Source organism: Cryobacterium sp. Y29, from assembly GCF_002929825.1.
Lineage (GTDB): Bacteria > Actinomycetota > Actinomycetes > Actinomycetales > Microbacteriaceae > Cryobacterium.
Map to the genome: position 1 here is coordinate 301,755 of NZ_PJJN01000035.1, position 12,165 is coordinate 313,919.

13 protein-coding genes and 1 pseudogene are annotated in these 12,165 nt (G+C 64.3%); 3 read left to right on the plus strand and 11 right to left on the minus strand.

Going from position 1 to position 12,165, the window contains the following annotated elements; genetic code table 11:
* Positions 1-39: 39 nt before the first annotated feature.
* The 9 genes from CXY74_RS12930 to CXY74_RS12970 form a co-directional block, all read right to left on the minus strand.
* The gene (locus CXY74_RS12930; RefSeq protein ID WP_104200790.1) at positions 40-579 is read right to left on the minus strand and encodes a hypothetical protein; all 540 of its coding nucleotides are present in this window, start codon (positions 577-579) and stop codon (positions 40-42) included.
* Entirely contained in the window at positions 572-1,939 is a 1,368-nt protein-coding gene (locus tag CXY74_RS12935) for a dihydroorotase (protein ID WP_199183226.1), read from the minus strand. Before CXY74_RS12935 ends, CXY74_RS12930 begins: the two co-directional genes overlap by 8 nt.
* Complete coding sequence (locus CXY74_RS12940) at positions 1,929-2,891, minus strand: aspartate carbamoyltransferase catalytic subunit (RefSeq protein ID WP_104200791.1); 963 nt, start codon at positions 2,889-2,891, stop codon at positions 1,929-1,931. The genes CXY74_RS12935 and CXY74_RS12940 overlap by 11 nt, the downstream gene beginning before the upstream one ends.
* Positions 2,888-3,430, minus strand: coding sequence for a bifunctional pyr operon transcriptional regulator/uracil phosphoribosyltransferase PyrR (gene pyrR / locus CXY74_RS12945; protein WP_104200792.1), 543 nt, complete (start codon positions 3,428-3,430; stop codon positions 2,888-2,890). Before pyrR ends, CXY74_RS12940 begins: the two co-directional genes overlap by 4 nt.
* A 111-nt stretch (positions 3,431-3,541) precedes the next feature.
* A complete protein-coding gene (locus tag CXY74_RS12950; protein WP_158252367.1) occupies positions 3,542-4,387 on the minus strand; it encodes a thioredoxin domain-containing protein in 846 nt (281 codons plus the stop codon).
* A 253-nt stretch (positions 4,388-4,640) separates the two neighbouring features.
* Positions 4,641-5,060 carry a transcription antitermination factor NusB gene (gene nusB / locus CXY74_RS12955; protein ID WP_104197938.1) on the minus strand — a complete coding sequence of 140 codons (420 nt, stop codon included), beginning with the start codon at positions 5,058-5,060 and terminating at the stop codon, positions 4,641-4,643.
* The gene (gene efp, locus CXY74_RS12960; protein ID WP_104200794.1) at positions 5,057-5,620 is read right to left on the minus strand and encodes an elongation factor P; all 564 of its coding nucleotides are present in this window, start codon (positions 5,618-5,620) and stop codon (positions 5,057-5,059) included. The genes nusB and efp overlap by 4 nt, the downstream gene beginning before the upstream one ends.
* A 106-nt stretch (positions 5,621-5,726) precedes the next feature.
* On the minus strand, positions 5,727-6,161 hold the full coding sequence (locus tag CXY74_RS12965) for a type II 3-dehydroquinate dehydratase (protein WP_104200795.1): 435 nt from the start codon (positions 6,159-6,161) through the stop codon (positions 5,727-5,729).
* Positions 6,162-6,210: 49 nt separating this feature from the next.
* Positions 6,211-6,609: a hypothetical protein gene (locus CXY74_RS12970; RefSeq protein WP_104200796.1), complete on the minus strand. Its 399-nt coding sequence runs from the start codon at positions 6,607-6,609 to the stop codon at positions 6,211-6,213.
* A 339-nt stretch (positions 6,610-6,948) separates the two neighbouring features.
* On the opposite strand from CXY74_RS12970, the gene CXY74_RS12975 reads away from it, so the two are divergent.
* The 3 genes and pseudogenes from CXY74_RS12975 to CXY74_RS12985 all read left to right on the plus strand — a co-directional run.
* Positions 6,949-8,301, plus strand: a complete 1,353-nt coding sequence (locus CXY74_RS12975) for a GAF domain-containing protein (RefSeq protein WP_233193380.1) — start codon at positions 6,949-6,951, stop codon at positions 8,299-8,301.
* Positions 8,302-8,357: 56 nt separating this feature from the next.
* Positions 8,358-9,881, plus strand: a complete 1,524-nt coding sequence (locus CXY74_RS12980; RefSeq protein ID WP_104200798.1) for an aldehyde dehydrogenase family protein — start codon at positions 8,358-8,360, stop codon at positions 9,879-9,881.
* 129 nt (positions 9,882-10,010) lie between these two features.
* Positions 10,011-10,406: pseudogene (locus CXY74_RS12985) on the plus strand (DUF779 domain-containing protein); the annotation flags it as partial.
* Between the two features lie 127 nt (positions 10,407-10,533).
* On the opposite strand, the gene aroB reads toward CXY74_RS12985, so the two are convergent.
* Both aroB and CXY74_RS12995 read right to left on the minus strand, forming a co-directional pair.
* Positions 10,534-11,622 (minus strand): 3-dehydroquinate synthase, encoded by a 1,089-nt coding sequence (gene aroB, locus CXY74_RS12990; RefSeq protein WP_104200845.1) that lies wholly within the window; start codon positions 11,620-11,622, stop codon positions 10,534-10,536.
* Positions 11,623-11,641: 19 nt separating this feature from the next.
* Complete coding sequence (locus CXY74_RS12995; protein ID WP_233193381.1) at positions 11,642-12,163, minus strand: shikimate kinase; 522 nt, start codon at positions 12,161-12,163, stop codon at positions 11,642-11,644.
* Positions 12,164-12,165 lie beyond the last annotated feature (2 nt).

Sequence of the window (12,165 nt, forward strand, 5' to 3'; positions counted from 1 at the left end):
ATTGCTTCTGCCTGGTTTGGAGCGGTCGAGTCGGGCACGTCAGGCCTCGCTTTCATCTTGATGAGCCGTAGCGGCAATGGTTCGGATCGAGTCGACGAGGCGAGCACGATCATTGGGATCGATGATGCGAAAGAAGCTGTCAACGGCGCGGCGGTCGTCGGGCCCGGCAGTGGCGCCCGGAGCGAGACGCCAGCCCAGGCAGACCAGACCGTCGGTTTCGACCACCCGGTCGATGGCCACCTGGGCCGCACCAACCGCGTCGATGGCGCTGGCAGCAATGAACACCGGCTGGTTACCATCGAGGTCGAGCGTCACGCCGGCCTCGGTCACGGTGACAGCGGCGCGAGCCCGAAAGCCCAGCCCGCGAATAGCCAGCCGCTCGAGCGGCGCATCGCGGGGGGTGGTCGCCACATAGTAGGTCGCGGCACCGGCCAGTGCCGCTCCGGTGTCCTCCGGCATCGGGTAGCCGGCGGCAAGGGCGCCATCTCGTCGACTGCGCTTGCGCCAACTGCGCCACATGAGCACGAGAACGCCGAGCAGAACAAGGCCTGTGATGATGGCGGGAATGGACCTATCCATGGGTGACTACTCCTCGGGCGTGGCCGGCTATCTCAAGGCTGCTGCGAACCGCGCCGTCGAGCATCGTGGCATAGCCACGGTGGAACGTCGCTCGCACGTCGCCGGGCAGCGTCATGGACAGGTAGGGCGAGTTCGAGCTGGTACCAGCCAGGTCGGCGCGGCCGAAAACTCGGGTCGCTGCCGGGTCGTAGAGCGCCAGCTCGGCCGGCGAACCGACCGCGATCGGGTTGCCCTGACCGGCCAGGCCACCGATACGGGCCGGGGTGCGCGACAGAACGCGTTCGATGTCGGCCCAGTCGAGCAGCCCGGTGGCGACAACGGCGGCATGCACGACCGAGAGAGCCGATTCCAGCCCCACCATGCCATTGGCGGCGGCATCCCACTCGCAGTCCTTGCTTTCGGCTGGATGCGGTGCGTGGTCGGTCGCGACGATGTCGATCGTGCCGTCGGCTAGTCCGACGCGCAGCGCCTCGACGTCTTCGCGGCTGCGCAGCGGCGGATTCACCTTGAACCGGGCATCGTAGCCGCGCACGAGGTCTTCGGTCAGCAGCAGGTGGTGCGGGGTGACCTCGGCCGTCACGTTGATGCCGCGAGCCTTGGCCCAGCGGATCACGTCGACCGAACCGGCCGTGGAGACGTGGCAGACGTGCAGGCGGGACCCGACGTGTTCGGCCAACAGGACATCGCGGGCGATGATCGACTCTTCGGCGACGGCTGGCCAGCCGATGAGACCGAGCTCACCGGAGAGGGCGCCCTCGTTCATCTGGGCTTTTTCGGTGAGGCGTGGTTCCTGAGAGTGCTGCGCGATGACGCCGTCGAAGGCCTTGACGTACTCGAGGGCACGGCGCATGAGGAGCGGGTCCGAGACGCAGAATCCGTCGTCCGAGAACACCCGCACGCGAGCCCTGCTCGATGCCATGGCTCCGAGTTCGGCGAGCTGTTTGCCGGCCAGGCCAACGGTGACGGCGCCGATCGGCTGAACGTCGACGTAGCCGGCGCTCTCGCCGAGGGCGAGTACTTGCTCGACCACCCCGGCAGTGTCCTGGGCCGGCAGGGTGTTGGCCATGGCGAACACACTCGTGAACCCACCCCGGGCAGCGGCGCGGCTGCCGCTCAGCACGGTTTCGCTGTGCTCGTAGCCGGGTTCGCGCAGATGGGCGTGCAGGTCGACCAAGCCGGGCAGCGCGATGAGGCCGTCGGCGTCGAGCACGCGCGCGCCGCTCGGGGACAGGCCGGTCCCGAGCTCGGCGATACGCCCGGCAGCGAGACGGATGTCGGTGCGCGTGCCGTCCGGCAAGGTCGCGCCGCGAATGAGCCAGGGTTCGTGCACGTCGTGTTGCTGTAATCCGTCAATCGACATTCTTCGATTCCTTCCGATCACCGGATAAGAGCAAATAGAGCGCGGCCATCCGCACGGAGACACCGTTCGTGACCTGTTCCAGTACGGTCGAATTCGCGGAGTCGGCCGCCGCCGAGGAAATCTCCAGACCACGATTCATCGGGCCGGGATGCATAACAATGCTAGCCGGACCGAGTCGGCCAAATCGCGCGTCGTCGAGTCCCCAGACCCGGGAGTACTCGCGGCTGCTCGGAAAAAACGCTGCGTTCATCCGTTCGGTCTGGATGCGCAGCATCATGACCACGTCGGGGCCGGCATCGATCGCATCATCGAGGTCAAAGCTGAAGCGAGCCGGCCACAGTGCGGTGTTACTCGGCAACAGGGTGGGCGGGGCGACGAACGTGACCTCCGCGCCGAGGGTGGTGAGCAGCCAGAGGTTGGAGCGGGCCACCCGGGAGTGCAGTACGTCGCCGACGATGGTGACCGTGACCCCGTCGAGTCCCCGGCTACGGGAGGCCTGGCCGTGGATGCGACGGCGGATGGTGAACGCGTCGAGCAGGGCCTGGGTGGGATGCTCGTGGGTGCCGTCGCCGGCGTTGATGATGCCGGCGTCGATCCACCCGCTCGCAGCGAGCACGGCGGGGGCTCCTGAGGCTGGATGGCGAATGACGACGCCGTCTGCACCGATTGCGGCGAGGGTCTGAGCGGTATCTTTCAAACTTTCACCCTTCGACACGCTCGATCCCTTGGCGCTGAAGTTGATCACGTCGGCGCTGAGTCGCTTCGCAGCCGCCTCAAAGGAAATGCGGGTGCGGGTGGAGTCCTCGAAAAAAAGGTTCACCACGGTCTTGCCACGCAGGGTCGGGAGCTTTTTGACCTCGCGCTGTGCGACATCCGCCATGTCTTCGGCAATGTCGAGCAGGTTGATGGCCTCGTCGCGGGAGACGTCCTTGGTGGAGAGAAGGTGCCTCATCGGTCACTCCGTCCATCGATCGAGACGGATTCGTCACCGTCGATCTCTTCGAGGTGCACGTTGATGCGCTCGTCAGCAGCCGTCGGCAGGTTTCGCCCGACGAAGTCGGCGCGAATCGGCAGTTCACGATGGCCGCGATCAACGAGCACGGCCAGGCGCACGATGTTCGGGCGACCGTGGTCGCCGAGCGCGTCGAGGGCGCTGCGGATGGTGCGCCCCGAGTACAGCACGTCATCGACGAGCACGACGGTAGCATCGTCGATGCGACCAGGAACCTCAGTGCGCGACGGCGTGCGGGTACGTCCGTGGGCGAGATCGTCACGATACAGCGTCACGTCGAGCGATCCGACCCGAAGGGCGGTTGCCGCTGGTTCGATCCGCTGGATGATCTCGGCGATGCGGCGGGCGAGGATCACGCCCCGCGTCGGGATGCCGAGAATGACGAGGTTGTCCGGCCCCCGATTGGACTCCAGGATCTCGTGGGAAATTCGAGTCAACGCGCGGGTGATGTCAGCTTGGGTGAGCACAATGTGCACCAAATGCCGACCTCCTTCCCCGTCTCACAGGACGGATCATTAAAGGATGTCTGATTGTCAGTAGCTTACCGTTGGCGCCGTTGTCTGCGCACCACCGGCTTCAGGGGAAGCGAATTACGAAAAAGCAGCGGCAACGAAAGCCTGAAATTCGGCTCGGTCAAGGTTGCTGCCGGTGTACAGCGCCCCGTCAACGAGCACGGTTGGGGTGCCCTGAATAGACGCGACCTCTGCTCCGGCGATCGGCCCGGTCACGGCTGTTTCGGTGTTCTGCTGCGACCAGGTCTGATATTTTCCAGCTGCAACGCAGTCGGCGATGCTGACCGCACCGGACGCGAGGTCTACGAGTTGGCTATTACTGAGCCCGGTCGTCTGTTCGAGTGGTTGCTTGGCGAACAACGCTGACAGATAGTCGAGGGTCTGATCGGAGTTCAGGGTGGCCTGGCAGGTCAGCGCTGCGGATGCGCGGCTGGAGTAGTTCGTGCCCTGAGAGACTCGGTCGAGAAAGGTGAGCGAGTGCACCCGGAGGGTGATGACACCGCTTTCCACACCCGCGGCCAACAGTTCTCCGTTGGTCTCCTCGAACTGGGCGCAGAACGGGCACATCAAATCCACGTACTCGTCGACGATGACGGCGCCGGTACCGAATTCGAGATATCCGCCATCGAAGTTGGCTGCGCCCAGCTGACCGGTCGGCACCGGTGCCGTAGATTCCGTCGGCGTCGAGGAGGTCAGGCCTGCATTCAGCGCGACGAAGAATGCTCCGGCAGCGGAGGCGAACACGATCAGCAACACAACCAGAAGGGCCGTCACAGCAACGTGGACGTATCCGATGATGAGACCGGCCAGCGCAAAGCCGCGGCCGAGTTCGCCGCGTGCGCGAATCTGCCCCAGCGCGATGTGCCCCGTGATGATTCCGACGAGACCAACGAAGAACGAAGAACGACGACGCGAGGGACACAATCGCCAGGGTGTTGGTCTTCGGTACGGTCGCAAACGAAACGACCGGCCCCGGCAGCGGCAGCGGCGGCGCATATGAGTTGGGCGGCAACGGCTCGTCGCGGAAGCCGTTCGGTCCGACGCTATCCATATTCGTGTCCTTCAGTGACGTCGAGGCGCGCCCGGCAACAGCCGAGCCTGCCGGTCGGGCCGTTCGGCAGACGGCGCGGTCTGGGCGATCTTGCCGAGCAGTCCGTTGACAAACCCGGCCGGGTCGTTAGGCCGACGGCGCGGTTTGGGCGATCTTGCCGAGCAGTCCGTTGACAAAACCGGCCGAGTCATCCGTTGAAAAAATCTTGGCGGCTTCGACGGCTTCATCGATGGCGACGGCGTGCGGTACTGCGTCGTTGTACAGGATCTCCCAGATACCGATCCGCAATATGGCGCGGTCGATGTTGGGCATGCGAGCGAGCGACCAGCCTTGCGAGTAAGTCTCGATCAGTTCGTCGATCTCTTCGCGGTGGTCGACGACCCCGTCGACGAGCTCCCGGGCATACAGCCAGGACACCAGGCGGGCTGGCTCGCTGGCTGCGCGCTCAGCCTCGATCGCGAGCGACTCCGGAATGCTGATCTGGCGCACATCCGCGATGTACAGGATGTCAATGGCGCGCTTACGAGCCTTGGTACGTGCGCTCATTCGTTGACGCGGCCGAGGTAGTCGCCGGTGCGGGTGTCGACCTTGACCTTGGTGCCCTGCTCCAGAAACAGCGGAACCTGAATCTGGTAGCCGGTCTCCACTGTGGCCGGCTTGGTGCCGCCGGTGGAGCGGTCGCCCTGCAGGCCTGGCTCGGTGTAGGTGATTTCCAGGGTGACGGATGCCGGCAGCTCGACGTACAGCGGGTTGCCGTTGTGCAGGGCCACGGTCACGGCCTGGTTTTCGAGCATGAAGTTGCTCGCATCACCCACGACCGCAGCGGAGACGGTGATCTGGTCGTAGTCGGCGACGTCCATGAAGACGTAGGCCTCGCCGTCGTTGTAAAGGTACTGAAAGTCGCGACGATCAACGTTTTCGGTCTCAATCTTGGCGCCGGCGTTGAACGTGCGGTCAACGGTCTTACCCGAGACGACGTTCTTCATCTTGGTACGAACGAAGGCGCCACCCTTGCCCGGCTTGACGTGCTGAAACTCGACGACGGCCCAGAGCTGGCCATCCATGTTGAGTACGACGCCGTTTCTGATATCAGCGGTAGAAGCCATGGGAGGGGTGTTCCGTTCAATTGATAAGGTGCGCGGGTGCAAATGGCACCGTGTGAAGTCTAGGTGCCGAAGCCACAAGCGCCAAAGGCACCGTTTCGACCCTGCGTCACGAAGCGGTGACGAAGTCCAGTGCCAACCGGTAGGAGTCGAAGCCAAGACCGGCAATGACACCGGTCGCGATGGCGCTCACCACACTCGTGTGGCGGAACGTCTCACGAGCGTGCGGGTTCGAGATGTGCACCTCGATCAACGGCAGGCCAGCCTTAGTGACGAGGGCAGCGGCATCCCTCAGCGCGTAGCTGTAGTGCGTGAACGCTGCCGGATTCAGAATGACCGGCATCCGCTCGTCAACAGCCTCGTAGAGCCAGTGGATCAGCTCAGCCTCGTCGTCGGTCTGTCGCAGGTCAATCGTGACCCCGTCACGAGCGGATGCGACGAGCAGCTCGCGCAGGTCCTCCAGGTTCGCCGACCCGTAAACGTCCGGCTCGCGACTACCCAGGCGCCCGAGGTTCGGACCGTTCAGAACCAGCACTGTACTCATCCACTCAGCCTAGGCCGTCCCCGTGCAGCTGCCGTGTCGGCAGCCTCCGTCAGGGAGTGAGTACGGCCACGCCGTCATCGTGGGCGACGAACAGGCCGGTAATGCGCATGAGTTTGCCAAAGGACTCGGTCAGTTCCACTGCCCAGGCCTGGTCTGGGGCGGTGCGGGCCGCTGACCCTGGTCGTTCCAGGGTCACTATGAGGCTGCCTCCCGGGGCGTCCCTGGCCAGGATTTCATTGATTCTCACGGCGAACGGTCGCACCGAACCCGGTTCCGGCCGGAGCGGAATGCCGTCGATGGGAATCATCAGCGGGAGCTGTTGCCCGTGGGCGTCGAGAACCATAAGCCAGAGCTGGCGGCGGATGGCGTAGCCGATCAGGTCGAAAACCCGTGCCTTGGCCTGCACCACAGTGCTCACGGGCGGAGCGTCGTCGATGTTGATTGTCATGTGCCCAGCATGAGCCGGTCTCGCGGTCGCGGAGAATTATCCACAGGAATTTCCTGAATCCGCTCGGCTGTGGGTATCTTTCGGCGGGCGTCCGGTCGTCCGGTCGTCGGCGATGGCGACGTTGCGATTCAATCCGGTCGTCGGCGATGGCGACGTTGCGATTCAATCCGGTCGTCGGCGACGTTGCGGTTCAATTCGGGCGTCGGCGACGGCACGGTTCGGGCAGTTCGATGGTCAGCACACCCCGCTGCGGCAGTGCCCGTAGAATGAAACTGAAACGGCGGCCGCGGCAGCTGCGCCCGCTACTGCTAATGGAGGCAGACGCTGATGGGACACGGCTTGAAGAGTACCTCGTCGGTTCCGTCCGGGTCGGCGCGCGCGAGTCTGCTCGCCCTGGAACGGGCCCACGAATCCGCCGTCACAGACCGAGTCTTCCAGTCCGGCGTGCGCCAGCTCGTGCAGGATTCCTGGCAGCGGTCGCTCTCTCTCAGCCTCGACCCCGGCAGTGTGGCAGCCGAGCGGGCGCTGACCGATATCGAACTGCGGGACCTGCGCAACCAGCATCCGCTCGCCACGGTATTACCCGTCGTGCAGAACCTGCTTATCCGCCACGCCTTTGATGCTGAGTTACTCGTGGCCATCGGCGACGAATCCGGCCGGTTGCTCTGGATCGACGGCGACCGGGCGCTGCGCCGCCAGGTCGAGGAAATGCTGTTCGTCGAGGGGGCGGACTGGTCAGAAAAACGGGTCGGAACCAGCGCCCCCGGTACTGCACTGGCCCTGGACCGCGGTATTCAGATTCGGCGGGCCGAACACTTCAACGCCCTCGCGCACCCCTGGAGCTGCACGGCCGTACCCATCCACGATCCAGACACCGGCAAAATCCTCGGCGTGATCGACATCACCGGCGGCGATCAGGCGGTCGCACCGCAAACACTCCCCCTGGTTGAAGCTGCTGTCGCCGCGATGGAGGCAGAGTTGCGCATCCAGCGCCTCGGCCAGCCGAATTCTTCGCCGCGCGCCCGCCGGTCGCATACATCGCTACCAACGACCGTGCGGCGACTGGCGCCGGCCGGTCTGAGTGTGCTCGGCACCGATCACGGCCAGTTATGCTGCGGCGGCAGCACCGTGGATGTCTCGCCCCGCCACACCGAGATTCTCACACTTCTCGCCTGGCACCGCGAAGGACTTTCCGCCGATCGTCTGGCCAGCTACCTCTTTGATCTGGACACAGCGGTGGAAACGCTGCGCGCCGAAATGGTGAGGGTACGCAAGGTACTCGCCCTCCTCGATCCCTCGATCACGATCACCTCCCGACCGTATCGGCTGGAATCACGGCTCGAACTCGATGCCCAACAGGTGTTGGCCTTTCTGGAGCGCGGCGCTCACCGGGTGGCTCTCGGCGCCTACCGCGGAGCTGTACTCCCAGGATCGTCCGCTCCCGGGATCATCGAAATCCGTTCAGAAGTGAGCAGCCGACTGCGCGAGGCAATGCTCGCGGATGCTTCGGTCGACCTGCTACTCACCTACGCGCGTACCGAAGAAGCCACCTGGGACACCGAAGTCTGGCGGGCCTGCCTCGAGCTGCTTCCGGCCCGATCGCCCAAACGTGCAACGGTCGTGGCGCATCTTGCGCGCATCGAAATCGAAATCGGTGGCCGTCGCAACATTTCGCAACGTCCCCCCTCCTAGAGTCGAGTTAGGCCGCAGGTTTGCGAGCCCGACACCGTCGTCGAAAGAGGAGTGACATGACCGTCTATTCAGTCCCAGGAGCACCCGGCTCCAAAATTACCTTCAAGTCCCGCTACGAGAACTGGATCGGCGGCGAGTGGGTCGCCCCCGTCAAAGGCCAGTACTTCGAAGACATCACCCCGGTCACCGGCAAGGCGTTCACCGAAGTCGCTCGGGGCACCGCCGAAGACATTGAACTAGCGCTCGATGCCGCCCACAAGGCCGCTCCCGCCTGGGGTAAGACCAGTCCCGCCGAGCGCGCCGCGGTGCTGGGCAAGATCGCCGACCTCATCGACGCCAATGTCGAAATGCTCGCCGTCGCCGAAACCTGGGACAACGGCAAGGCCATTCGCGAAACGATCAATGCCGACATTCCCCTCGCCGCCGACCACTTTCGCTACTTCGCCGCGGCGATCCGCGCCCAGGATGGCGACCACGCCCAGCTCGACGGCGACACGGTCTCGTATCAGTTCCACGAGCCGCTCGGCGTCGTCGGCCAGATCATTCCGTGGAACTTCCCCATTTTGATGGCCGTCTGGAAGCTGGCCCCCGCCCTCGCCGCCGGCAATGCGGTCGTCCTCAAGCCAGCAGAGCAGACCCCGGTCTCGATTCTCGTGCTAATGGAGCTCATCGGCGACATCCTCCCCCCGGGAGTGGTCAACATCGTCAACGGTTTCGGCCTCGAGGCCGGCAAGCCGCTCGCCTCAAGCAACCGCATCCGCAAGATCGCCTTCACCGGGGAAACCACCACCGGCCGCCTGATTCTTCAGTACGCTTCGGCCAATATCATCCCGTCGACCGTCGAGCTCGGCGGTAAGAGCCCGAACATCTTCTTCAGTGACGTTGCAGAAGCGAAGGATGCTTTCTACGACAAGGCGCAGGAAGGTTTCGTGCTGTTCGCCTTCAACCAGGGCGAGGTCTGTACGGCCCCCAGCCGGGCGCTGCTGCAGAAGCCGATCTACGACAGCTTCCTCGGGGACGCGGTCACCCGCGCCAGAAAGATCATCCAGGGCAACCCGCTCGACACGGACACCCAGATGGGCGCACAGGCCAGCAACGACCAGCTCGAGAAGATCCTGTCGTACATCGATATCGGCACCAAGGAGGGCGCGAAACTGGCGCTCGGCGGTGAACGTGCCGATCTTGGCGGTGACCTCACCGACGGCTACTACGTGCAGCCGACCATCTTCGAGGGCCACAACAAGATGCGCCTGTTCCAGGAGGAGATCTTCGGACCGGTACTCGCCGTGACGAGCTTCACGGATTATGACGACGCTATCTCCATCGCCAACGACACCATCTATGGCCTCGGAGCCGGTGTCTGGTCGCGCAACGGCAACGTCGCCTACCGGGCCGGCCGCGACATCCAGGCCGGCCGTGTCTGGGTGAACAACTATCACGCCTACCCGGCCGGCGCGGCATTCGGCGGTTACAAGAGCTCCGGCATCGGCCGGGAGAACAACAAGCTCGCGCTCGGTCACTACCAGCAAACCAAGAACCTGCTGGTTTCCTACTCCGAAAATAAGCTCGGCTTCTTCTAAACCGATCAATCGGGCCGCCGAGCAGCCCTATCGGTGGGAGTTCGCTGGAGATCTGGCCCGGGGGCTGCCAACGACGTAACGTCGTAGGCAGCTCCTTTTATCATCATCCGTCTAGCAGGAGGTCAGTCAATGTCGACACCCACGATCACCGCATCGGTCACGATCGCCGATGAAACCGTTCCCCGCGTGCAACTTGCCCCGGCCGCGGTCGATCTGCTCCGCAGCCTGTGGGAGGAGCACGGGCCCCTCATGTTCCACCAGTCTGGCGGATGCTGCGACGGTAGTTCCCCGATGCTGTTCATGGCCGGCGAGTTCATCACCTCTGACCAGGACGTGCGCCTCGGCCAGTTCGATATCGCTCCGGCCAATGAGCCCAGCCAGCCCCTCGACTTCTGGATGTCGGCCGAACAGTTCACGTACTGGAGCCACACCTTTCTCACTGTCGACGTCGTACCGGGTCGCGGGAGCGGCTTCAGCGCCGAAGCCCCGCGCGGTGTGCGCTTTCTCATCCGCTCCGAGCTTATGACCACGATGACCCCGTTTGCCGACTCGGCTGACAGCGACACCGCCGGAGAAGATGCCGTGGCCAGTGCCACGAAGGCTGTTCCAGCCTGAGGCTACTGGCTACTGGCGCCTGGCGCCTGGCGCCTGGCTACTGACCGATGGCCTGGTACGCGCTGAACAACAGGGATGCGTCCGGGCCCTCGAGGATGGTCGGCTTGCCCACATCGTCGAGCACGACAAAGCGCAGCATGCCGCTGCGCGTCTTCTTGTCGCGCTGCATCGTGGCGAGCAGGGTGGGCCAGCGGCCCACCGGATAGCCGGTCGGCAGGGTCAGCGATTCGAGAATGCTGCGGTGCCGGTCGACGACCTCGACCGGGAGCCGGCCACTCAGGGCGCCAAGCTCGGCCGCGAACATCATGCCGACGGCAACGGCAGCGCCGTGGCGCCAGCCGTACCGTTCGGCGTGCTCGACCGCGTGGCCGAGGGTGTGGCCGTAATTGAGGATCTCACGGAGGCCGACCTCCTTGAAGTCCTCCCCCACGATGCGGGCTTTCATCGCGATGGACAGTTCGATCAGCCGGCGAAATTCGGGGGTGGTCGGGTCGGTAGCGCGGTCGACATCCGCTTCAATGATGTCGAGAATTTCGGGAACCTGGATGAAGCCGGCCTTCACGATTTCCGCGAAACCGGCCAGGATCTCATTCTTCGGCAGCGCGTCGAGCAGGTCCAGGTCGCAGAGCACGGCGGCGGGCGCATAAAAGGTGCCGACGAGGTTCTTGCCCTCGGCGGTGTTGATGCCGTTCTTACCGCCAACGGCGGCGTCGACCATGCCGAGCACACTCGTGGGAATCTGCACGAGCTTCACACCGCGCAGCCAGGTAGCCGCGACGAAACCGGCGAGGTCGGTGACCGCGCCGCCGCCGAGTCCGATCACGGCGTCGGTGCGGCTGAAGTCGGATTGACCCATCACGCCCCAGCAGAACGCTGCCACCTCGACGCGCTTGGCGGCCTCGGCGTCAGGAATCTCAGCGAGCAACACTTCGGAATAGGTTTCGAGCAGGCTGTCCCGCAGTGCAACGGCGCGGGCACCGACGGTGGAGGTGTGCACGATAAGTACCTTGGTGACGCCGCTGCCCAGCTGCTCGGCGACGGTGGTCACGAGGCCACGCCCCACGTGGACCTGATAGCTATCGACCCCCGTCACGGTGATCACGGTAGTGGCGGGCTGCTCGGTCATCTCGGTCATCCTGGAAATCTCACTCATCATTTCTTTCTTGTACCCAGCTCACGATTTCATCGGCGATGCCGCTGATGGGCCGGTTGGAAGTATCCAGTTGAATCGTCGCGAGGGCCTCATAGGTGGAGCGACGAACGTTGTAAATTCGTTCCCAGTCGGTGATTCCCCCCGCCAGAAGCGGCCTTTTGCTGCCCCCCAGGCGCGCTTGCACGGCCGCCGTCGTCACGCTCAGGTAGACGACCGTCGCGTTTTCGAGATCGGACTGGGTGTCGGCATTCAGCACCGCTCCCCCGCCGAGCGACACGATGGCGGGCTCGCCGAGAGCCCAATCGACGGCTTCGCGCTCGATGATGCGAAAATATTCTTCGCCCTCGCGAGCGAAGATCTCACCAATCGGACCGTAGCGTTCAACGATGCGTTTATCGGTGTCGATGAAGGGCACGTTCAGGCCGCGCGCCACTCGTCGACCGATCTTGGTCTTGCCGGAGGCCATCGGCCCGATGAAGACGATCGGCAGCAACGAGTTACGCAGACTCAGCATCG

What these genes read in the sequence shown, in the direction of transcription:
- CXY74_RS12930 (WP_104200790.1), bottom strand. Translation starts at nt 579, where the DNA reads ATGGATAGGTCCATTCCCGCCATCATCACAGGCCTTGTTCTGCTCGGC.
- CXY74_RS12935 (WP_199183226.1), bottom strand. Translation starts at nt 1,939, where the DNA reads ATGTCGATTGACGGATTACAGCAACACGACGTGCACGAACCCTGGCTC.
- CXY74_RS12940 (WP_104200791.1), bottom strand. Translation starts at nt 2,891, where the DNA reads ATGAGGCACCTTCTCTCCACCAAGGACGTCTCCCGCGACGAGGCCATC.
- nusB (WP_104197938.1), bottom strand. Translation starts at nt 5,060, where the DNA reads ATGAGCGCACGTACCAAGGCTCGTAAGCGCGCCATTGACATCCTGTAC.
- efp (WP_104200794.1), bottom strand. Translation starts at nt 5,620, where the DNA reads ATGGCTTCTACCGCTGATATCAGAAACGGCGTCGTACTCAACATGGAT.
- CXY74_RS12965 (WP_104200795.1), bottom strand. Translation starts at nt 6,161, where the DNA reads ATGAGTACAGTGCTGGTTCTGAACGGTCCGAACCTCGGGCGCCTGGGT.
- CXY74_RS12970 (WP_104200796.1), bottom strand. Translation starts at nt 6,609, where the DNA reads ATGACAATCAACATCGACGACGCTCCGCCCGTGAGCACTGTGGTGCAG.
- CXY74_RS12980 (WP_104200798.1), top strand. Translation starts at nt 8,358, where the DNA reads ATGACCGTCTATTCAGTCCCAGGAGCACCCGGCTCCAAAATTACCTTC.
- aroB (WP_104200845.1), bottom strand. Translation starts at nt 11,622, where the DNA reads ATGACCGAGCAGCCCGCCACTACCGTGATCACCGTGACGGGGGTCGAT.
- CXY74_RS12995 (WP_233193381.1), bottom strand. Translation starts at nt 12,163, where the DNA reads ATGCTGAGTCTGCGTAACTCGTTGCTGCCGATCGTCTTCATCGGGCCG.